This window comes from Paraburkholderia sp. J8-2 (genome assembly GCF_905220195.1).
Lineage (GTDB): Bacteria > Pseudomonadota > Gammaproteobacteria > Burkholderiales > Burkholderiaceae > Paraburkholderia.
Map to the genome: position 1 here is coordinate 199,047 of NZ_CAJMZA010000001.1, position 20,637 is coordinate 219,683.

The window sequence follows — 20,637 nt, forward strand, 5'->3', positions numbered from 1 at the left end:
GTGCTCCTGTTGGCCCGTTCAACGCGTGGCGCTGCCGGCCGCCAGCATCGGCGTTCCTGTTTCGCCGGGCTCCGTGCCGCCTTGAGTCGCGCCTTCGGCCGCTTCGCCGCGCGGCATCCAGCGCGAAGTATCGAACACGCTGATCGCGATCAGCAGCAGCGCGCCGCCCGCGATGAACGACGCCATCCCGAACTTGAGCCCGAGCGAGGGCGTGACGAGCGCGATTGCATACGGGGCGACCACGCTTACCGAGGTCATCGCGTAGCTGATGCCAATGCCGGTCGCGCGCCCTTCAACCGGGAAACGCCGTGATTGATAGAGCGGCATGATGCCGAACAGGCCGTTCGCGAACATGCCCATGCAGAACGCGCCCACGCCGAGCAGGAAGTGGCTCTGCACCATCGTATAGAGCACCGTCGACGGGATCACGACGCCGAGGAACATGCAGATCGTGCGGCGCTCGCCGAAGCGGCTCGCGCTATAGCCCGAAAGCGGCTTGCCGATGACCGAGCCCACCGAATAAGCGATGATGAACGGAAAGATCTGGCTCGAGTCGAGATGTTGCGTCGTGAGCAGGAACGTGGGATACAGCACCTGCACGGCCCACAGCATGAAATTGATCGCGGCCGAAAAAAGCCACGCCTGCAAGACGGCCGGATTGAAGATGAACACTTCGCGCGCGCGGCGGCGCACCTTCGACTGCCGTTCACGCTCCCAGTCCGGCGACTCGCCCACGTTGCGGCGCAGGAAGAGCGTCAGCAGCGCGGGCAGCACGCCAAGGAAAAACATCCAGCGCCAGCCCGTGACGGGAAACAGAAAGTGGAATGCGAGCGCCGCGAGCAGATAGCCGAACTCGTAGCCCGCGACCATGATGCCCGAAGCGAGCGGACGAATTTTCGCGGGCACGGTTTCCATCAGCAGCGCGACCGATGCGGTCCACTCGCCGCCGAAGCCAATGCCGAACAAAACGCGCATGGCCATGAACGACGCGTAGCTCCACGCGAGGCCGCTCAAACCCGCGGCACATGAAAACCACAGCACGGCCGCCATGAACACGATCTTTCGACCGAAGCGGTCCGCGGCAAACCCCCAGCCGATCGTGCCCGCCACTTTCGCGAAGCCGGTTGCGGTCACCACGAACGCCATCGCGGGCAAGCCCACGTCGAACACCTTGCCCAGATGGGGAATCAGAAACAGCAGAATCGTAAAATCGAATGCGTCGAGCGCCCATCCCGCCGTCGCGGCAAAGATGATGCGCCAGTTCTCGCGCAGGGCCCGGATGTGCTCAGCCGCCCCGCTTTTCGCTGCGAAATCGTTCATGTCGCGTCTCCTCCTCCATCGCTTTGCGCGGTCTTTTGGCGCGCTGCTTCAGTCCGCTGTGCGCACGTCCGCGAAATCACGCGCGAGCTTGCGCGCCGCGTTCGCGAACATCAGGATGTCCACCCCCGTCGCGACGAACGTGCAGCCAAGCTCCAGGTAGTGACGCGCGAGTGCCGGGTCGGACATGAGTGTTCCCGCTGCTTTGCCCGACGCGACGATCGTGCGGATCGCCCCGTCGATCGCCTGCTGCACTTCGGGATGCGTGGCCCGGCCGCGATAACCCATGGAAGCCGCGAGATCAGCCGGCCCAATGAATACGCCGTCCACGCCGTCCACGGCGCAGATCGCTTCGAGGTTGCCAAGCGCCGTCGTCGTTTCCGCTTGCACGAGCAAGCATACTTCGTCATCCGAAATATCCAGGTAGTCGGTACGCAGGCTCCAGCGCGACGCGCGGCCCACCGCGCTGCCCACGCCGCGAATGCCATGCGGCGGATAGCGCACGGCCGCGACGAGCGCGCGCGCTTCGTCGGCGGTATCGACCATCGGCACGAGCAGATTGCGCGCGCCGATATCGAGCAGACGCTTGAGCAGCGCCGGGTCGCCGTTCACGGGGCGCACGACCGGTTCGCCCGGGTACGGCGCCACGGCCTGCAGTTGTGCGAGGATCGTGCGCAGTTCGTTCGGTGCGTGCTCGCTGTCGATGAGGAGCCAGTCGAAGCCGGCCGTCGCGCTCACTTCTGCGAGATACGGATCCGCCATGGAAAGCCAGAAGCCAACCTGCTTCTTGCGCGCGGCGAGCGCCGCCTTGAACGGATTAAGCGCTGAAGTCTGCGGGTTCATGAATGCGTGTCTCCTGTGAAGGGTCGCCGAATTGAATGGGTTCCACCTTCCCGAGGAGGAACAGATAGTTGATGATCGCAATGCCGATCAGCGCCGCCGAGAACAGCAGCGCGGCAACGAACGAACCGGTCGCGCCAACAATGGCGCCCGTGACGATCGGGCCGACCACGCCGCCGAGATTCGACACGGAGTTTTGCAGGCCCGCGATCATCGAAACGGCATTGGGCGGCGCGACGTCGCCGGGTAGTGCCCACACCTGCGAAGCCGCGACCGTGGTGCCCGATTTCGCGACGCACAGCAGCAGGACCGCTACGAGCGCCGAGTGCGCAAACGCCGCGAAGCCGATGCTCGACGCCATCACGAGCCCGACCACGAGAAAGAGCTTGCGCGTGGCAGTGAGCGAGAGCTTGCCACTCGCGAATACACGATCCGAGGCCCACCCCGCGAAAATCTCGACGACGATCGACACGAGCAGCGGCAACGAGGCCATCCAGCCCATCTGCAGCACGCTCATGCCGCGCTCCTTCATCAGATACGTGGGCAGCCACGTGATGAAGAAGTACGAGTTGTAATTGATCATGAAAAAGCCGATGCACATCGCCCACACGTTGCGGTGCGCAAGCAGCTTGCGCCACGGCGGACGCGCGACGGGCTGCGCGCGTTGCGCGCTTTTATCGCTTTCGATGTGCGCGAGTTCCGCCGCATTCACGCGCGGATGCGCGGCGGGAGAGTCGGTGAAGCTCACGAGCCACGCGACGAACCACACGATGCCGAGCAGGCCCGTGAGCACGAAGGTCATCTTCCAGTCGAACACGGCCAGCATCCACGCGATCAGCGGCAAGGCGATCGCGCCACCGAGCTTCGAGCCACTGTCGAAAATGCCCGCAACGGTCGCGCGCTCCTTGCGCGGAAACCACCGCGTGGCAATACCCGCGTTGCTCGGGTACGCGCCCGCCTCGCCCACGCCCAGCGCCACGCGCAAACCGACGAGCGAGCGAAAACCGGTCGCGAGGCCCGTCATCGCGGTCGCGATCGACCACCAGAGCACCGCGAAACCCAGCACTTTCTTCTGGCCCAGCCGATCGGCGAGCAAGCCCGCCGGCAATTGCAGCAGCGCATACGACCAGAAAAACGCCGACATGACGATGCCCATCTGCATCGCGTCGAGATGGAACGCTGACTGAATTTTCGGCGCCGCCGCCGAGAGCACCGTGCGATCGATATAGTTGATCGCAATCGCCGCCCACATGAGGCCGGCAACCCACCAGCGCATCTTCGAGCGGCCGTGCCGCTGCGCAGATTCGAACATCTGCTGTCTCCCTACCTGTTCTATTGATGCCGGCCCTAGGCGCGCAGTCGCGCGCCCTCAGCTCACGATGCCCATGTGCCAGGGCACGAACTCGTTGTCGCCGAGTCCGAGCAACTCGCTCTTCGTGCGCGCGCCCGAAGCCGCGCGAACGATCAGATCGAAGATGTCCTGACCCATTTCCTCGATCGTGCGCTCACCGTCGATCACGCGACCGCAGTTGATGTCCATGTCCTCTTCGAGACGCGTGAACATGGGCGTGTTGCTCGCGAGCTTGAGCGTCGGCGCGGGCTTCGAGCCGAACATGGAGCCGCGGCCCGTGGTGAAGCAGATCAGGTTCGCGCCGCTCGCGATCTGCCCCGTTACCGCGACGGGATCATAGCCGGGCGAATCCATGAATACGAAGCCTGCGCGATCGATCGGCTCCGCGTATTCGTAGACGGCTTGCAGCGGCGTCGTGCCGCCCTTCATGGCGGAACCGAGCGACTTTTCGAAGATGTTGGCGAGACCGCCCTGCTGGTTGCCCGGCCCGACCACGCCGTTGAACTGGCCATTCTGGCCGCGCGTATAACGCTCCCACCACGCGAGCCGGTCAAGCAGTTTCTGGCCGACTTCGGGCGACACGGCGCGGCGCGTGAGCATGTATTCGACGCCGTGAATCTCGGGCGTTTCGGAGAGGATCGCGGTGCCGCCGTGACGCACGAGCAGGTCCATCGCGGCGCCCAGCGCCGGATTCGCGGTGATGCCCGAGAAACCGTCCGAGCCGCCGCATTCGAGGCCGATCTTCAGATGGCTGACCGGCACCGGCGTACGCACGATGTCGTTTGCCGCGGGCAGCATCGCCTGCACGGCCTGGATGCCGGCTTCGATCGTTGCACGCGTGCCGCCCGTGTCCTGCATCACCAGCGCGTGCACGGCCTTGCCCGTCTTCAGCCCCTGCGAGTCGAGCAGATCGCCGACCTGGTTGCGCTCGCACCCCAGCCCGACGATGAGCACGCCGCCCAGGTTCGGGTGGCGCGCGTAGCCCGCGATGGTGCGGCGGAGCACGTCGAAGTGCTCGCTCGGCGAGGACATGCCGCAGCCACTCGTTTGCGCGAACGCGACCACGCCGTCGACATTGGGATAATCGCGCAGCCGCTCGGGTGTGAAGTAGTCGGCGATATGGCGAATGACCGTGGCCGAACAGTTGACCGACGCGAGGATGCCGATGAAGTTGCGCGTGGCGACCCGACCGTCGGGCCGCACGATGCCGTCGAACGTCGCGCGCTGCTCCGGCGCGAAGTAGTCGACAGGCTTCACGTCGAGACCGAAACCCGGATCGCGATCGAAGTCGACGAGCGTGATGTTATGCGTATGAACGTGCTCGCCAGGCTCGATGTCGCGCGCAGCCACGCCGATCACGGTGTCGTATTTGCGGATGGGCTCGCCCGACGCCATGCGCCGCGCGGCCACCTTGTGGCCCGCCGCGACCTGCGCGCGCAGGCGAATCACTTCACCTTCGATCAAGACTTGATCCCCGATCGTCAGCGACTCGCGCGCGATCAGGACGTTGTCGTTGGGGTTGAGCCGGATCAACGGCCCGTTATAGGACTTGTTGGATTGGAGCATTCGCCTGTCTCCGCTGACGATCCGAAGGGCGCGCAGCGGCACCGGCTCCGGTCCCATGCGAAATTGTTGCTGGCTGCGCCGGGGAACGCGCGCCTTTCGTTTGGAACAGCGTTACCGGTTAATGTAACCGGTAACATAGATGCCATCGTAGTACAGTTTTGGGATAATGCCAACACCTTTTTGCCGCAGGAGCGCGCGCGCCCGTGACCAAGACCTCGACAGAATTCGCCCAGCCCGCCGCCGGCACCGCGTCGCGGCGTGCCCGCAAGAACACCGGCCGGGTCACGCTCAGCGACCTGGCCCGACTGACGGGGGTCACGAAGGTCACCGTTTCACGCGCCCTCAACAATCCCGAACTGGTTTCGGTTGAAACGCTGGAACGCGTGCGCGAGGCCGTGCGGCAAACGGGCTACACACCCGATCTGATCGCGGGCTCGCTTGCCTCGAATCGCAGCCACCTCGTCGTTGCGCTGATCCCGGCGATGGCGGGCAGCGTGTTCCAGGAAACGGTCGCCGCCCTGACCGCGGAACTCGAGACGGCCGGCTATCAGTTGCTGCTCGGCCAGAGCGGCTACGACGAATCGCGCGAAGAGGCGCTGCTGGACGCCATCATCGGGCGGCGGCCGGCAGGCATTGTGCTCACCGGCGTGATTCACTCGGAGGCGTCGCGGCAGAAACTGCGCGCGGCCGGCATTCCCGTGGTCGAAACGTGGGACATCACGCGCTCGCCGCTCGACATGTTGATTGGCTTCTCGCATACGCGCGTAGGCGAAGCGGCGGCGCGCTACCTGCGCGAGCGTGGCGCGCGGCACCCGGCCATCGTCACGCCGGGCGACCGCCGGGCGACGCTGCGCGCCAACGCGTTCATCGACGCCTTCGGCGGCGAGCGCGAGATTCCCGTGGCCGCCGTGCCCTCGCCCGCCCATCTCGGCGACGGACGCCGCGCGCTCGCGAAGCTGCTCGACGAGCATGCGCAGATCGACGCGATCTTCTGCGGCGCGGACATCATGGCGCTCGGCGTGCTCATGGAAGCCCGTGCGCGCGGGCTCGACGTGCCGGGGCGCCTCAAGGTGATCGGCTACGGCGACCAGAATTTCGCCGCCGACACGGACCCGCCACTCACAACCATTCGGATCGACGGCACGAAGATCGGCAAGCTCGCGGCGTCCATGCTGATGGAGAAAATCGAGACCGGCGCGAGCAAGCGCGCAAAAGTGGACGTCGGCTTCACGCTGATCGAGCGCGGCTCGGCTTGAGCGTGATCGCGTTGCGACGGCAACGCAAAAAGGCCTCGCACACATGGCGAGGCCTTTTTGCTTCCAGCGCGTAAAGCGCGATCAGAACTTCGTGCGGATGCCCGTGAACACGTCGACCTGACGATTGGTGGACGATGCGCCGCCCGCATACGCAATCGCCGCGATCCGGCTGTAAGACGAACCTACGCGCGTCGATGCGTCGCCGGCCGCGAGTTGATACGTGCCCGAGAGGTAGACGTCCGTACGCTTGGAGAGCGCATAGTCCACGCCCAGCGTGAACTGATGCCACTTCGGCTTGAGCGTCGCGCCGCCCGTGCCCGCCAGCCCGTTCGCGCGGCCGTCCGTGAACGTGTAGACGCCGATCAGCGTCGTGGCGGGCGTGAGCAGGTAGCGCAGGTTCGCGTCGTAGTTGTTGAACTTGCGGGAGGACCCGTCGTTATAGTCGAGTTCCGTGTGGCTGAACGCAAAGCCCGCAATCGCGCTGCCGATCTTGTAGTTCGCGCCGGCCGCCGCAATTTGCTGACGGGCCACGCCGCCGTCGAGGTTGTAGAAGAACCCGCCGCTGTAGTCGTCGCCGCTCGTGGTCGACGCGCCACCAATCGCGCCGCTCGTGTTGGTCGTCGTGTTCGGATGATCGAGCAGCACGTAACCGCCGCCGATCGAGAGCGGCCCGTTCACGTAGTTCGCGGCGAGGCCCCAGGCGCGGTTGTTTCCAAAGCCTTGACCGCCCGCGCCGCTCGCCTGGTTGCTGAACGCGTACATGCCGTCGACGGTGAAGCCCGCAATGGTGTCGCTGCGGAACTTCACCGCGTTGTTGATGCGGAACGTCTGGTTCAGGTTGTCGTTGTCGCCCACGTGGGTGGACGGCGACCAAAAGCCCGAACCGGCGTATTGCGCGACGAGATCCGCTAACGGCTCATACTGGCGGCCGAGCGTGAACGTGCCGATGCCGCTCTTCGCAATGCCCACGAACGCGCTGCGGCCGAACAGACGCCCGCCTTGTGCGGCGGTGCCGTCGCTGGGCTTGAAGCCGCCTTCGAGCGTAAACACCGCGCTCAGGCCGCCGCCGAGATCCTCGTTTCCTTTCAGGCCCCAACGGCTACCGCTCAGGCGGCCGCTCGTCAACTGGAACGCCGAACCGCCTTTGATGTTATTGACATAACCGATACCGGCATCGACGAGACCATACAACGTGACGGAGCTCTGGGCCTGCGCCATGACGGGTGCGACGGACAAAAGCCCGGCCGCTGCGAAAAGTGCTTTTTTCATACAGGTGACCTGTCTGGTTTTAGTATTTAGAGGACTACTATGTATTACCGCCTGAGAGAAAACGGCGGGAATGCTTCCGGCGAAACCGCGTAGGTTGATCCGGTGGTATTACGGGGCGTTGCTGTACTCGCGCGCCTGCGGCTGCGGCGAAGCACCGTCGAGACGAATCGGCTCGACCTTGCCCAGCAGGAACAGATAGTTGACGATCGCCACGCCGATCAGCGCCGACGACACGACGAGCGCTGGCACGAACGAACCCGTCGCGCCAACAATCGCCCCTGTGACGATCGGGCCAACCACGCCGCCGATGTTCGATACCGTGTTCTGAACGCCCGCTACCATCGACACGGCGTTGCGCGGCGCGACGTCGGCCGGCAGCGCCCAGACTTGCGAAGCCGCCACGGTCGTGCCCGACTTCGCAATGCACAGCAGCAGCACCGCAACGGCGGCCGAGTCGGCGAACGCGGCGAAACCGATGCTCGATGCCATCAGCAAGCCGATCACGAGAAAGAGCTTGCGCGTAGCGGTGAGCGAAAGCTTGCCCGAGGCGAACACGCGATCGGACGCCCAGCCTGCGAAAATCTCGACCACTATCGAGACGAGCAGCGGCAGCGACGCCATCCAGCCCATTTCCATCATCGTCATGCCACGCGCCTTCACGAGATACGTGGGCAGCCAGGTGATGAAGAAGTACGAGTTATAGTTGATCATGAAGAAGCCAATGCACATCGCCCAGATGTTGCGGTGTGCGAGCAGCTTGCGCAGCGCGGGGCGCTCTGCCTTGTCGCTTCGCTCTGCCAATGAATCGCTCTCGATGTACGCGAGTTCCTCGGCATTGACCCGCTTGTGATCACGCGGCGAATCGCTGAACGTGAACTGCCACACCACGTACCAGATCAGACCGAGCAAACCGGTGAGCGCGAACGTGATCTTCCAGTCGAACGCCGTGAGCATCGCGGCAATGAGCGGCAGCGCGATGGCGCCACCCAGCTTCGACCCGCTATCGAAAATGCCCGCGACCGTCGCGCGTTCGCTGCGCGCAAACCACTTCGACGCAATGCCCGCGTTGCTCGGATACGCGCCCGCCTCGCCCGCGCCAAGCGCCACGCGCAACGCGACGAGCGACTTGAAACCGCTCGCGATGCCCGTGGCCGCCGTCGCCAGCGACCACCAGAGCACCGCGAAACCCAGCACCTTTTTCTGGCCCAAACGGTCGGCAAGAAAACCCGCGGGCAGTTGCAGCAGTGCGTACGACCAGAAGAACGCCGACATGACGACACCCATTTCCACCGCGCTCAGGTGGAATTGCGACTGGAGGCGCGGCGCCGCCGCCGACAGCACGGTGCGGTCGATGTAGTTGATCGCGATCGCCGCCCACATGAGGCCCGCAACCCACCAGCGAATCCTCGACCGGCTCCGCACGTTGGTGGCCAGATTCATCTCGTGTCTCCTGTTTTATTAATCATGGTCGCTCCCGGCCGCGCCGGGATGAAGCGCGACTCCGCAGCCGGGATGTTACCGTTTACTGTAACCGGTAACATTGGGCGCAATCCTAGTCTGTCCGCTAGAGAAATGCCAGTGTCTTTTCCTTGGGGTAAATGCCAATATCCTGCAATCGCAAGGTGGCCGTAACGCGAACGAAAGCGCCAGACCCGAACGCGGCCGGTTATGCGAACGAAGGCCCGAAGCGCGTCGCGATGCGCTCCGTCGACTCGAACAACTCGCGCAGCACGGCGCTCGTACAAGTCGGCTGCACGTACAGATAGAAGGCGACCTCCGGCAGGCGCGGCAAGCCATCGCCTTCGGTCAGTACGCGCATATTCGCGTCGAGCAATTCAGTGGTCCGTGCCGTGACGCCGAGGCCAGCACTGATCGCGGCCTTGATGCCCGTCAGCGTTGGAGACATGAAGCTCGTCCGCCAGGGAATGTCGTTCGCGTCGAGTTCAGCAATCGACAGCTTGCGAAACAGGCTCAGCTCGTCGGCCATCACGAGTGGAACGGGCTCCCCCGGATTGAACGTGAAATCCTCCGCGCAGATCCAGACCATTGGCGACGTGCGCAGCGTGACGCCCGGGAACGCATCGTCGTAGCGCGTCGAGATCACGAGATCGAGTTCGCCATCGCGCAACGCATCCATCAGGAACGGGCTGCGTCCGACGTTGATTTCCATTTGCAGTTCAGTCGACAACTTCGACAAACGCCGCAGCATGTTCGGCAGGATCGAGTCCGCCACGTCGTGCGGCGATCCTATGCGGACTTTCTCGCCAGGGCCCCGCGAATACGCCAGTTGCACCGCCTGATCGTTGAGCGCGAGGATCTTGTTTGCGTAAGCGAGCAGCCTCGACCCGTCCGTCGTCATCATCTTCTGCCGCCCCCGCTTCTCGAACAGGATGCAGCCTACTTCCTGCTCGAGCCGCTGCATCTGCTGTGTGATCGCAGACTGTGTGCGGCCGACCTGCTCGGCCGCCGCAGCGAACGTTTCGCGCTGGGCGATGGCGACGAACGTGCGCAGCAGATCGATATCGAGGTTTCGCATTCCGGGCATCCGATAGTTCAATTTCGCTAATGCTTTTCGGCAAATAATTAAATTGTTCGCCAAAATTTTGACCGATAAGCTTGTCAACACTCAAGCACAATTTATGCAACCGGAGACATGTGCGTGCGTCGACGCGTGCCCTCAACGTACAGGTGGGCACAGGCGGGCACGCTCGACCGCGGCACCCGTCATCGCAGAGACTTCCTTTCTGGAGGAGACCCCGCTTTATGTGGCAACGAAAACTGGCCGTTCTGACGATCACCTTCCTCGCCACCTTCGGCCGGGCGAATGCGGACGAACTGGCCGACATCAAGGCCCGCGGCACCCTCGTATGCGGCACGCAAAACGCCAGTGAGCCGTACGCCTTTCCCGATCCCGCCACGCGCCAGATCGTGGGCTTCGACGTCGACGTATGCCGGGTGCTCGCGCAAGGACTGGGCGTGAAGCTCGACCATCGCACGCTGTCGACCGACGCGCGCATTCCCGAACTGAAGACGCACCGCGTCGACGTGCTCGCCGCCGCGATGGCGTGGTTGCCGGCCCGCGCCGCACAGGTCGACTACAGCGACCAGTACTATGTCGCGCCGATCCGGGTGCTGGTACGCGCCGATTCCCCCATCCAGAATCTCGATCAGCTCAACGGCAAGAAGATCGCGGCTTCGGAAGGTTCGAGTTCGGCGGCGGTATCGGTCACGCGCCTGCCGAACTCGAATCTACTCACGTTCCACGATATTCCGTCGGCGTTCCTCGCGCTCCAGCAAGGCAAGGTGGACGGTCTTGTCGCTGGCCAGAACATCCTCGCGCGCTTTGCGAACGAGGCCGCGCAAAAGGGCGGCCAGCAATACCGGATGCTCGCTGCGCCCGTCTACGAGGAGCGCTGGGGTGTGGTCATGAACAAGAGCGAACCCGCGTTGATGGCGGCGGTCAACAAGATCCTGCACGACTACGACAAGTCGAGCGGACTTCAGCAGAGCTTCGACAAATGGCTCGGCGTGAACTCGCCGTACAAGTTCACGCGCGACTATAAGGTCGAACCGATCAGGACGCAGTGAACGCACGCGCTTCGCGCGGAAGTCACCGGGACGGACCCCCTGCGCAACGCACGCCGTCCCCGTCATTTTTCTTATCGACTCCTGACGACCTGCCCCAGCATGTTCGACTTCTCCTTTCTGCTCGACGACGGCTACCTGCCTTTGCTGCGCAACGGCGTACTCACCACATTGCAGCTGTTCGTCGTGTCTGGCCTGTTCGCCATCGTCGTAGCCGTCGTGCTCGCAACGCTGCGTGCGCTGCCCATCAAGGCGTGCAAGACGTTCGTCTTTGCCGTTGTCGAATATCACCGCAACGTGCCGATGCTCGTACAGATCCTCGTGTGGTATTTCGGCGTCCCTCAACTGTTGCCCGCGCCGCTTTATCACTGGGTCAACACCGGAAACACGGAGTTCTTTTTCGCCACGATCGCGCTGGCGCTCAACTACGGCGCATTCATGTCAGAAGACCTGCGCTCCGGCTTGCGCACGATTCCCTATACGCAGCAAGAGGCGGCGTGTTCGATCGGTCTCACGTACCTGCAGGCGTTTCGCTACGTGATCTTGCCGCAAGGCATGCGCGTGGCGCTGCCGGGGCTGCTGAACCAGGCGTTGCGGCTCTTCAAGGACAGTTCACTCGCCATGGCGATCGGCGTGCACGAACTGCTGTACAACACGCGCCAGATCGACAACCTGACGTTTCGCACCTTCGACATCTTCCTCGTCGCAACCGTTCTCTATCTGATCGGCACGCTGGCGCTGATGGCGCTCTCGGACCACTTCGCCAAACGTCGCACGACGCCGCTCGGAACCTGAGCCATGTTCGATATTCTGCACAACTATCTTGGGCTGTTTCTTGTCGGCAACTGGCCGCACGGGCCGCTCGGCGGCGTGGCGATCACGCTCGTCATCTCGGCGCTGGGCCTCGCGATGTCGTTCCCGATTGCCGTCGCGATCGGTCTCGCGCTCGTCTCGCCGTTGCGTGGACTGCGGCGCGCCGCCAGCATCTGGACACGTCTGATCCGTGGCATTCCGCTGCTGATGCTGATTTTCTGGGCCTATTTCGCGGTGCCGCTGCTGGTGGGCGCGCAGGTGTCGGCGGTTACGACGGCCGTGTGCGCGATCGTCGTCTACGAAAGCGCGTTCCTTGCGCAAATCGTGCGCGCCGGACTCGAAGGGCTGCCGCGCGGTCAGATGGAAGCCGCGCGCTCGAACGGGCTCTCGTGGCTGCAAAGCATGCGCTACGTGCAACTGCCTCAGGCGCTCGCCAACATGCTGCCGTCGATCGTCAACCAGTTCGTCTCGATCATCAAGGCGACCTCGCTCGCGTATGTGATCGGCGTGCCCGAGCTGACGTATTCGGCGGCGCAGGTCAACACGATCACGCTGACGCAGCCGTTTCAAACGTTCCTCGTGCTTGCCGCTTTTTATTTCATCCTGTGCTTCGCCGTCTCGCGCTTTGCGGGGCAGCTGGAGCGCCGCATCGCTCGCCAGCGCGCGGGCCTCGCTTGATATCGCAGGAGCAAAAGAGACCATGACCATGCTCGCTTTCGAGAACGTGCACAAGCACTACGGTCAGCACCATGTGCTCAGGGGCATCGACGCCATAATCGAGCGCGGCGAAGTTGTCGTCGTATGCGGGCCGTCCGGCTCCGGCAAGTCGACCTTGATCCGCACCGTCACGCGGCTCGAAGCCATCGAGCAGGGACGCATCCTGTTCGAAGGCTGCGACGTGAATGCGCGCAACGTCAAGCTCAACCGGCTGCGCGCCCGCATCGGCTTCGTGTTCCAGAGCTTCAACCTGTTCCAGAACCTGTCGGTGCGGCAAAACCTGATCCTGGGCCCCACCCGGGTGCTCGGCATGTCGCGCGACGAAGCCATCGCCCAGGCCGAGAATCTGCTGGCCAAGGTCGGCCTCGCGCACAAGATCGACGCGATGCCCGCGAACCTGTCCGGAGGCCAGCAGCAGCGCGTGGCGATTGCACGCGCGCTTGCGATGAAGCCGCCATTGATGCTGTTCGACGAACCGACGAGCGCGCTCGATCCAGAGATGGTGCAGGAGGTGCTGCAGGTAATGCGAAGTCTCGCCAACGACGGCCTGACGATGGTGATCGTCACCCATGAAATGGGCTTTGCGCGCGAAGTGTCGAGCCGCGTCTGGTTCATGGACCAGGGCCAGTTGCTCGAAGACGCGCCGCCCGACAGGTTTTTCACCCGGCCCGCACACGAGCGCGCGCAACGCTTTTTACATGACGTACTGCGCCCGTCGCCGCGCGAGCTTGCCGAGTATCGCGCCGCTTAACCTACTTTCAATCTCGGAGACCCATTCCTCATGTCAACACCGTCCCTGTCCGCACAACGCGATACTGCCGTCGCTGAAGCGATTGCCGCCATGAAATCCGAGCTTGCGCCCGCGGGCGAGACGCGTCCGGCGCTCGCCGCGGTGCTCGATCAGGTCAAGTCGCTCGCGGCGCGCCGCGAGCTGTGGCAGGACGCGGACTTCCCGCCGCCCGCCGATGGCGAGCTTCAGGCGCGCTACCTGATTCACGAAGACGCCGACCAGACCTACGCGCTGTATCTGAATGTCATGCGCCCCGGCAAGAAGATCACGCCGCATAACCACACGACATGGGCCTGCATTGCGGCGGTCGACGGCATCGAGCACAACTTCCTCTATCGGCGCACCGACGACGGCAGGACGCCGGGCGTGGGCTCGGTCGAAGTGACGCAGACCGTCGTCGTCGAACCCGGCCACGGCATCGCGCTTGCCTCGGACGACATTCACGCCGTCGAGATCAAGGGCGATACGCCGATCCGCCACCTGCACATGTATGGCCGCGCGCTGGAAACGCTCACCGAGCGCATCACGTTCGACCTCGAAAACGGCACGTATCAGGTGATGAACATCGGCGTGAAGACGCGCCGCTAACGCAAAGCCCACTCCCGAATCCTGCCCGGCGCCGTGGCGGCGCCGTGTCCAGCACAGGTCCGCCCACATGGGGCTGGGACCGAGGCACCGTTTTGCCCCGGCAATCGGTGGGGATTCGTTCAACCCTACGAAACGGCAACGCTTTCGACATGACCTCATTGCTCCCTTCGTTTATCGACGCCTCGACGCTCAAGCGCTGGCTGCGTGACGGCGCCGAGATCGCTCTCATCGACGTGCGCGAGCACGGGCAGTACGGCGAAGCGCACCTCTTTCACGGCGTGCCGCTCCCCTATAGCCGGCTCGAACTCGAGATCGGGCGGCTCGTTCCCCGCCGCACCACGCGCCTCGTGCTCTACGACACCGATGCGACCGTCGCGCTCGACGCGGCGGCTCGCCTCTGCGAGCGTGGCTATACGAACCTGCACGTGCTCGAGGATGGCACCGAGGGCTGGCAGCGCGCCGGCCATACGCTGTTCGCGGGCGTGAACGTGCCGTCGAAGACGTTCGGCGAGCTGGTCGAGCACGCGTATCACACGCCGCACATTACGGCGCGCGAACTCGCGGCAAAGCGCGAACGCGGCGAGCCGGTCGTCATTCTCGACGGCCGCACGCTCGGCGAATACCGGAAGATGACGATCCCTTCGTCGATCTGCTGCCCCAATGGCGAGCTTGGCTATCGCATCCGCGAACTCGTTTCCGACGCAACGACGCCGATCGTCATCAACTGTGCGGGTCGCACGCGCAGCATCATCGGCGCGCAAACGCTGATCAATCTGGGCATCGCCAACCCTGTGATGGCGCTCGCAAACGGCACGCAGGGGTGGTACCTGGAGGACCTGCCGCTCGAGCACGGCAGCACCCGCCGCTACCCGGAAGCGGTGCCGCTCGCCGCCCTCGAGCCGATGCGCGAAGCGAGCCGCACACTGGCCGAACGCTTCGCGGTGCCACATGTGGACGCGGCCACGTTCGCACAGTGGGCGTGCGATGCGTCCCGCACGCTTTACCTGTGCGACGTGCGCACGCCGGAAGAATTCGCTTGCGGCTCGTTGCCGGGCGCGCAACACACCCCGGGTGGACAGCTGATACAAGCTACGGATCAATACGTCGGCGTGCGTCATGCGCGTGTCGTGCTGTTCGACAGCGACGGCGTGCGCGCGCCGATCGTCGCCAGCTGGCTGCGCCAGTTGGGCCACGACGCGTACGTGCTGCCCGACGCGTTCGCGAGCGGCGTTTCGCTGCCGGTCCTGCCTGCGGCTGTGGAAGCGACCCTGCCCGAAATTGACGCGGCAACGCTTGCCGAAGCGCTCGCGACCAGGCCAATGCAAGTGGTCGATTTGCGGCCGAGCATGAGCTATCGAAGCGCCCATATTCCGGGCTCGCAATGGGCAATCCGCCCTCGTCTGCCCGATCCGCCAGATGTGCCCGCGGACCGGAACATCGCGCTCGTCGCGGATGAGCGCGGCGTCGCCGAGCTGTTCGTCGCGGACTGGCTGCGACGCCGGCCTGACGATACAGGCCGTTTCGTGCTGCTCGCAGGCGGCCTTGGCGCGTGGACGGCGGCCGGACACGCCGTAAGCGCCACGCCCGCCATGCCGCCCGACGAAGCCTGCATCGACTACCTGTTCTTCGTGCATGATCGTCACGACGGCAACAAGGCAGCGGCGCGTCAGTATCTCGCGTGGGAAACCGGCCTGCTCGCCCAGCTCGACGCCGATGAGCACAGCACGTTTCGAATCGGCGCAGCAGCCGCGACGAAGTGAACGCAGGATGTGCGGGCGATGCCCGCACATCAGGCAACGACGAACCTGCCGGCGAACGGCACCCGCTTCAAGGCACCTATTCACATGCCCCACGATTCGCACGCTCCACGCCTCGCCACCCGTCTTGTCAAAGGCGGCACGTCCACGGTCGTCGACGGCGGGCGCGCGGTCAACCCGCCGGTCGTACGCGCGTCGACTGCGCTGTTCGAAACGATGGCCGATCTGAACGATGCACGCAGCCGGCGCAGTACCGAGCGCTTGTTCACATACGGCGCACGCGGCAATCCTACCGGCTTCGCCCTCGAAGATGTCGTGTCGGGACTCGAAGGAGGCTATCGAACGCGCCTCTTCCCCACTGGCCTCGCGGCCATAACGATGGTGTTCCTCGCCTATCTTCGCCCTGGCGACCACGTGCTGATTTCCGATTGCGTCTATCAGCCGCTGCGCCACTTCGCCAGGACGTTCCTCGAGCCGTGGGGTGTCGACGTCACGTATATCCGGGCAGACGGCTCGGATGTCGCGAGCCGCATGACGCCCCGCACGAAGCTCGTCTACGTCGAATGTCCGGGCTCGCTGCTCTACGAACTGTGCGATCTGCCCGCGCTCGCCGAACTGGCGCACCGCCACGGCGCGCTGCTGGCCGCGGACAATACATGGGGCTCAGGCGTGCAGTATCAGCCGTTGCGGCTCGGTGCCGACATTTCCATCATGGCCGCGACCAAATACCTGAGCGGCCATTCCGATGTGATGATGGGCACCGTAACAACGACTGAGGCCGCCTGGCGGCCTCTCGCGACAATGAGCGATGCGCAGGGCGTCGCCGTCAGCCCCGACGATGCGTACCTGGTGCTGCGCGGCACGCGCACGCTGGGCGCCCGGCTCGCGCTGCACGAGAAGCATGCACTCGAAGTTGCACACTGGCTCACTACACAGCCTGCCGTCGCGCGCGTCTTCTGCCCTGCGCTGCCGGAACATCCGGGTCACGCGCTATGGCAGCGCGACTGCACCGGCACCAACGGACTGATCTCATTCGAACTCTCGCAAGTGTCGGCTGAAGCGGCCGATCGCTTCGTCGATGGGCTGTCGCTGTTCGGAATCGGCGCGTCATGGGGCGGCTTCGAAAGCCTCGCGACTGTCGTCAACGTCGCGAGCGCCAGAACCTGCGAGGACTGGAGGAACACCGGGCCGATCGTGCGTCTGCATGTGGGGCTTGAAGACCCGCGTGATCTCATCGACGATCTCGCGCACAGTCTCGGCGCAATCAGTTCCGGCCAATAATCTGGCGATACTGCGCGGGCGTCAAAGCCGTCAACGCCTTGAACATGCGCCGCATGCCCGAGCCGCCGGTCAAACCGGGGGGCCTTGCGTTCTATCGCGCAGCAGTAACAATCGGTAAATTGCTTGTCGGGGCGCTGAAGTCGCCGTGCCGTAAAATCGGTCGCGCTCACTTGCCCCTTTTTCAACGATGCCCCGCTCTTTCGAATCGACTGCGCGTCGCGGCGCACGCTGGCTCACCACCGTGCTGGCGCTGCTCGCGGGTTCCTATGTGCCGCTAGCGCACGCCGAATGCCGACCGACCGCGGACCCCGGCGTGCTGGTGCTGCCGCTTTCTCCCGTGCATCTCTCGGTGCCGCTCAATGCGCCGGTGGGAACCACGGTCGGCTCGGCCCATGTGGCCGCGCTCAACGACATTCCCTTCACGTGCAGCGGCCCGGACAACGTGCGCGAATTGCGCGTGCTCGCGCCCGCCGACACGAGCGCTGGCCTCGGCAACGTCTACGCGACGAGTCTTCCGGGCATTGGCTTCCGGATCGTGACGCGCGGCGGCAGTTTCGCGGGCATCGACGACGGCCCGCGCAATGCGGCGTACCGTGTCACGCTGCCGCCTCATGCGGCGCACCTCACGGGTTTTGCCGCCGATGTCGAGTTCATGACAACCGGTCCGAGTCACAGTGGTGTGCTCGCGCCTGGCAAGCTCGCGAGCGTATTGATTGGCGGTACCGAATTCATCGACGTGAGCGTGCCGGAGAACGGCGTCCTGGTCGACGCCATGCAATGCGCGCCGGTTTCGGCGAGCGGCGAGATGTCGGCGGGCGTGGGGACGATGGGATCCTTCACGCAGGAAGCCGCGGTGATCAGCACGGGATGCGGTCCGGTTGGCGTGAGTCTCGCGATCGGGGTGGGACAGGGCTACGTGTATGGCGCGCATCCGTCGCTGAATGCGAATGCGCAGCCCGAGCACCACGCCCACGTTGCTGCCGGTTTAGCCGCGCTGGACGCCGCGCCTGGTCCGGGCGCGGCGGGCGTGACGCTCACGCGCAGCCGCAACGCCGCACGCACGTCAACGCTCGACGACAGCCAATTGGGCAGCGTCGAAACGGGCACGGTACAAGGTTCGAGTGCGGGCGGCTGGTCCGGCGGCGGCTTCAGTGCAGGCGGCGGCGGAATGCGGCGCTGAGCCGGTCACTGCTGTTTTTTTACGTGTGCGTTGCGTAATCTTTGTTTCGAGATTTTCTTGCCGACTATTAACGGCGTACGCGTTGTTTGAAATCGGCCCGGTCATCTTCTACCCCACAGCTACGCGTTGACAAGGTTTGCAGCCACCCGCCCCGACCAAACAGCCGTGGCGCTTTCATCGGCATCCGAATCACGTCTCGATGTTTAGTTATGAAGAATAGACTCGCCGCTGCCATAGAATCGGCGTCGGCCACGATATCAAGCCGGAGACAATCAACCATGTTGGAAACGAAAGGAAGGAATATGAAGATGGACAAGCTCGCGGCAGTCGCGCTGATCGCCGCCGCGTTGTCGTTCGAGGGCTGCACGTCCGTAGCCCAAAAAAATACCGACCAGTGTGTGGAGAGAATGCAGAGATCCGCGGAACCCGCGATCGTCTCGGTCAGTGACACGCGGCCGTCGCCGGATGGCCGCTCGTTCACCGTGAGCGGCATGATGGAGGACCGGAGCACGCATGCGCTCGTGCCCGCGCAAGTCGAATGCCGGTTCGAAGGCAAGGTCCTGACGGGATTCCGTTGGCTCGCGCCCGCCAATTTCGCATCGAAGTACTGAGCGTCGCGATGCGCCGTGGTGCCCAAACAGCAACGACAGCCTGATGAATTGAAAATCGTAATCGACTGTAATGCTTTATGTAACCTGAGAAACTTTGACTCGCCCTACACTCCAGCGTCTCAGCGTTGGTCTGTCGGCGGTTGCGTTCGGCCACGGGCATTTGAATTCACTACCGAGGTCGCATGAATCCCGAATCGAAAGCCATTTTCCTGCACACCGGATATCGAACGGCGGGCACGTGGTTATGGTCCTGTTTTCGCAGTCTGGATCAAGTCACCGCGTACTATGAACCGCTGCATGAAATGCTGGCGAGCATCGATCGGGACATGCTCAACACAAGCACGGCGAGCAGTTGGCGTTCGGGGCATCCCGATCTGGAGAGCCCCTATTTCGCCGAGTTCGCGCATCTGCTCGACGGTGAAAAGCGGGGAATCGCCGGTTATGAAGCGGTCTTTTCTGTCGATAGTTTTTCCGGCGATGCACCCGAAGCCGCGCCCCGTATTGTCGAGTACCTGAATACGCTCACGCGCACGGCAAACGCCGCCGGGCGCACACCGGTTTTCAAGTTTTGCAGGTCGTTGGGGCGGCTCAACTGGTTCTACGATACGTTTCCCGATGCGGTGCATATCGTTGTCCTGAAGAACCCGGTCACACAATGGCAATCGTGCTGGGAGCTGTTCGCCAGGCACCGCAACGCGCATTTTGTCGCCATTCCGTTTGCCGTGCTCGATATGAACCGGCACGTTCCGCTCGCGCGCAAAGTGATTGAGGCTTTGCGGGTCACGTTGCCGGAGATGCCCGAGAGCGGCACGCGTGTCACGCTTGAAGCGCGCCTCACGTTCTGGAAACAGTACGTTGCGCAGATCGATCCCGCCGATGCGTATCGCGGCTTTCTCGCGCATTGGCTGTTGACGCTCCGGCACGCCTTCACGTCATCCGATGCGGTGTTCGATTGCGATCTCGCCGCGCGCTCGCCCGCTTATGCCCAGGCGGCGGAACAATGGATCGCGGAGATGTCGGGCTTGAATCCATCGCTTGGCAGCGTGGAATCCGCCGATGGTCCTCGCCAATGCGGCTTTGACGCGATGCGCGGCCTGGCGATTCACCTCGACGCGCTGGCGCTTTCGAAAGCGCTCGTCGAATCGCGCGAGATTAGTGATGAAACGCATTCGTTCTGGTCCAGCAAGCTCGCGCAAGCGACCCAGGTGCTCGCATTCGGTCCCGACGTGAACTGGCCGCAAGGCGCGGTTTCCCTGCATCGCTCGACGCGTGTCGTGAATATTGCGTTGATCGACGGCATTGCGGCGGACGCCGCGCTAGTGAGCGAACTCGCTGCCACGCGCAGTGCGCTGGAGCGGGCAAAGGAACAGGTCAAGGCGCTCAAGCGTGCCCCGTTGCGGCGGCTCGGCACGAAGGTGCGCAAGCTATTCGCGCCGAAACCACGCCGCTCTGAAACATACATTAAGAAGTGGCGCTCGCGCGGTAACTAAAAAACACGCGCCTTCATTTATGGTGGCGGGATCGACTCACGGAACCCGTCCACCATGTCCACGACCCTTTCCTTTCTCAGTGAACGCGTCTCGCGCGCGGTCCTCGAAGCCAGTTCAGCGCCGCTATGGTCCGCCTGCATGGCCGAAGCCGCGCACGTGTGGATGCCGTCACGCGATCGTGCGTTGATCACGCCAGCCGCTGGCATGATCGCAGTGCAAGATGCTG

18 protein-coding genes are annotated in these 20,637 nt (G+C 63.9%); 11 read left to right on the top strand and 7 right to left on the bottom strand.

The annotated features are described in order from the left end of the window. Positions 1-18: 18 nt before the first annotated feature. The 4 genes from U5A52_RS00880 to U5A52_RS00895 are packed head-to-tail and all read right to left on the bottom strand — an operon-like array spanning position 19 to position 5,074. A complete protein-coding gene (locus U5A52_RS00880; protein WP_321914550.1) occupies positions 19-1,320 on the bottom strand; it encodes an MFS transporter in 1,302 nt (433 codons plus the stop codon). A gap of 48 nt (positions 1,321-1,368) precedes the next feature. Then, positions 1,369-2,160 carry a 4-hydroxy-2-oxoheptanedioate aldolase gene (gene hpaI / locus U5A52_RS00885; RefSeq protein ID WP_321933420.1) on the bottom strand — a complete coding sequence of 264 codons (792 nt, stop codon included), beginning with the start codon at positions 2,158-2,160 and terminating at the stop codon, positions 1,369-1,371. Further along, entirely contained in the window at positions 2,135-3,469 is a 1,335-nt protein-coding gene (locus U5A52_RS00890; RefSeq protein ID WP_321933422.1) for an MFS transporter, read from the bottom strand. Before U5A52_RS00890 ends, hpaI begins: the two co-directional genes overlap by 26 nt. Before the next feature lie 57 nt (positions 3,470-3,526). Then, positions 3,527-5,074: an altronate dehydratase family protein gene (locus tag U5A52_RS00895; RefSeq protein WP_321933424.1), complete on the bottom strand. Its 1,548-nt coding sequence runs from the start codon at positions 5,072-5,074 to the stop codon at positions 3,527-3,529. A 203-nt stretch (positions 5,075-5,277) separates the two neighbouring features. On the opposite strand from U5A52_RS00895, the gene U5A52_RS00900 reads away from it, so the two are divergent. Continuing rightward, entirely contained in the window at positions 5,278-6,330 is a 1,053-nt protein-coding gene (locus tag U5A52_RS00900) for a LacI family DNA-binding transcriptional regulator (RefSeq protein WP_321914546.1), read from the top strand. 81 nt (positions 6,331-6,411) lie between these two features. Here the strand turns inward: U5A52_RS00900 and U5A52_RS00905 are convergent, their stop codons facing one another. The 3 genes from U5A52_RS00905 to U5A52_RS00915 form a co-directional block, all read right to left on the bottom strand. Further along, the gene (locus tag U5A52_RS00905) at positions 6,412-7,599 is read right to left on the bottom strand and encodes a porin (protein WP_321914545.1); all 1,188 of its coding nucleotides are present in this window, start codon (positions 7,597-7,599) and stop codon (positions 6,412-6,414) included. 108 nt (positions 7,600-7,707) lie between these two features. Next, positions 7,708-9,039, bottom strand: coding sequence for an MFS transporter (locus tag U5A52_RS00910; protein WP_321933425.1), 1,332 nt, complete (start codon positions 9,037-9,039; stop codon positions 7,708-7,710). Positions 9,040-9,265: 226 nt separating this feature from the next. Continuing rightward, positions 9,266-10,135, bottom strand: a complete 870-nt coding sequence (locus U5A52_RS00915) for a LysR substrate-binding domain-containing protein (RefSeq protein ID WP_321914543.1) — start codon at positions 10,133-10,135, stop codon at positions 9,266-9,268. A 227-nt stretch (positions 10,136-10,362) separates the two neighbouring features. On the opposite strand from U5A52_RS00915, the gene U5A52_RS00920 reads away from it, so the two are divergent. The 10 genes from U5A52_RS00920 to U5A52_RS00965 all read left to right on the top strand — a co-directional run bounded on the left by U5A52_RS00920 (position 10,363) and on the right by U5A52_RS00965 (position 20,411). After that, positions 10,363-11,187 carry a transporter substrate-binding domain-containing protein gene (locus U5A52_RS00920; RefSeq protein WP_321914542.1) on the top strand — a complete coding sequence of 275 codons (825 nt, stop codon included), beginning with the start codon at positions 10,363-10,365 and terminating at the stop codon, positions 11,185-11,187. Between the two features lie 99 nt (positions 11,188-11,286). Continuing rightward, on the top strand, positions 11,287-11,979 hold the full coding sequence (locus U5A52_RS00925; protein WP_321933427.1) for an amino acid ABC transporter permease: 693 nt from the start codon (positions 11,287-11,289) through the stop codon (positions 11,977-11,979). A 3-nt stretch (positions 11,980-11,982) separates the two neighbouring features. After that, positions 11,983-12,675, top strand: coding sequence for an amino acid ABC transporter permease (locus U5A52_RS00930; protein WP_321933429.1), 693 nt, complete (start codon positions 11,983-11,985; stop codon positions 12,673-12,675). Between the two features lie 28 nt (positions 12,676-12,703). Continuing rightward, entirely contained in the window at positions 12,704-13,465 is a 762-nt protein-coding gene (locus U5A52_RS00935; RefSeq protein WP_321914626.1) for an amino acid ABC transporter ATP-binding protein, read from the top strand. 30 nt (positions 13,466-13,495) lie between these two features. Continuing rightward, positions 13,496-14,092 (top strand): cysteine dioxygenase family protein, encoded by a 597-nt coding sequence (locus U5A52_RS00940; protein WP_321914539.1) that lies wholly within the window; start codon positions 13,496-13,498, stop codon positions 14,090-14,092. Between the two features lie 149 nt (positions 14,093-14,241). After that, the gene (locus tag U5A52_RS00945) at positions 14,242-15,852 is read left to right on the top strand and encodes a rhodanese-like domain-containing protein (protein WP_321933431.1); all 1,611 of its coding nucleotides are present in this window, start codon (positions 14,242-14,244) and stop codon (positions 15,850-15,852) included. 84 nt (positions 15,853-15,936) lie between these two features. Continuing rightward, on the top strand, positions 15,937-17,130 hold the full coding sequence (metC, locus tag U5A52_RS00950) for a cystathionine beta-lyase (RefSeq protein ID WP_321934149.1): 1,194 nt from the start codon (positions 15,937-15,939) through the stop codon (positions 17,128-17,130). Positions 17,131-17,317: 187 nt separating this feature from the next. Next, positions 17,318-18,310: a hypothetical protein gene (locus tag U5A52_RS00955; protein WP_321933433.1), complete on the top strand. Its 993-nt coding sequence runs from the start codon at positions 17,318-17,320 to the stop codon at positions 18,308-18,310. A 308-nt stretch (positions 18,311-18,618) separates the two neighbouring features. Next, positions 18,619-18,921 carry a hypothetical protein gene (locus tag U5A52_RS00960; RefSeq protein WP_321914534.1) on the top strand — a complete coding sequence of 101 codons (303 nt, stop codon included), beginning with the start codon at positions 18,619-18,621 and terminating at the stop codon, positions 18,919-18,921. A gap of 182 nt (positions 18,922-19,103) precedes the next feature. Then, entirely contained in the window at positions 19,104-20,411 is a 1,308-nt protein-coding gene (locus tag U5A52_RS00965) for a hypothetical protein (RefSeq protein WP_321933435.1), read from the top strand. Positions 20,412-20,637 lie beyond the last annotated feature (226 nt).

Coding starts and splice junctions, on each gene's coding strand:
- U5A52_RS00880 (WP_321914550.1), bottom strand. CDS start 1,320: ATGAACGATTTCGCAGCGAAAAGCGGGGCGGCTGAGCACATCCGGGCC.
- hpaI (WP_321933420.1), bottom strand. CDS start 2,160: ATGAACCCGCAGACTTCAGCGCTTAATCCGTTCAAGGCGGCGCTCGCC.
- U5A52_RS00890 (WP_321933422.1), bottom strand. CDS start 3,469: ATGTTCGAATCTGCGCAGCGGCACGGCCGCTCGAAGATGCGCTGGTGG.
- U5A52_RS00895 (WP_321933424.1), bottom strand. CDS start 5,074: ATGCTCCAATCCAACAAGTCCTATAACGGGCCGTTGATCCGGCTCAAC.
- U5A52_RS00905 (WP_321914545.1), bottom strand. CDS start 7,599: ATGAAAAAAGCACTTTTCGCAGCGGCCGGGCTTTTGTCCGTCGCACCC.
- U5A52_RS00910 (WP_321933425.1), bottom strand. CDS start 9,039: ATGAATCTGGCCACCAACGTGCGGAGCCGGTCGAGGATTCGCTGGTGG.
- U5A52_RS00915 (WP_321914543.1), bottom strand. CDS start 10,135: ATGCGAAACCTCGATATCGATCTGCTGCGCACGTTCGTCGCCATCGCC.
- U5A52_RS00920 (WP_321914542.1), top strand. CDS start 10,363: ATGTGGCAACGAAAACTGGCCGTTCTGACGATCACCTTCCTCGCCACC.
- U5A52_RS00925 (WP_321933427.1), top strand. CDS start 11,287: ATGTTCGACTTCTCCTTTCTGCTCGACGACGGCTACCTGCCTTTGCTG.
- U5A52_RS00930 (WP_321933429.1), top strand. CDS start 11,983: ATGTTCGATATTCTGCACAACTATCTTGGGCTGTTTCTTGTCGGCAAC.
- U5A52_RS00935 (WP_321914626.1), top strand. CDS start 12,704: ATGCTCGCTTTCGAGAACGTGCACAAGCACTACGGTCAGCACCATGTG.
- U5A52_RS00940 (WP_321914539.1), top strand. CDS start 13,496: ATGTCAACACCGTCCCTGTCCGCACAACGCGATACTGCCGTCGCTGAA.
- U5A52_RS00945 (WP_321933431.1), top strand. CDS start 14,242: ATGACCTCATTGCTCCCTTCGTTTATCGACGCCTCGACGCTCAAGCGC.
- metC (WP_321934149.1), top strand. CDS start 15,937: ATGCCCCACGATTCGCACGCTCCACGCCTCGCCACCCGTCTTGTCAAA.
- U5A52_RS00955 (WP_321933433.1), top strand. CDS start 17,318: ATGCCCCGCTCTTTCGAATCGACTGCGCGTCGCGGCGCACGCTGGCTC.
- U5A52_RS00960 (WP_321914534.1), top strand. CDS start 18,619: ATGGACAAGCTCGCGGCAGTCGCGCTGATCGCCGCCGCGTTGTCGTTC.
- U5A52_RS00965 (WP_321933435.1), top strand. CDS start 19,104: ATGAATCCCGAATCGAAAGCCATTTTCCTGCACACCGGATATCGAACG.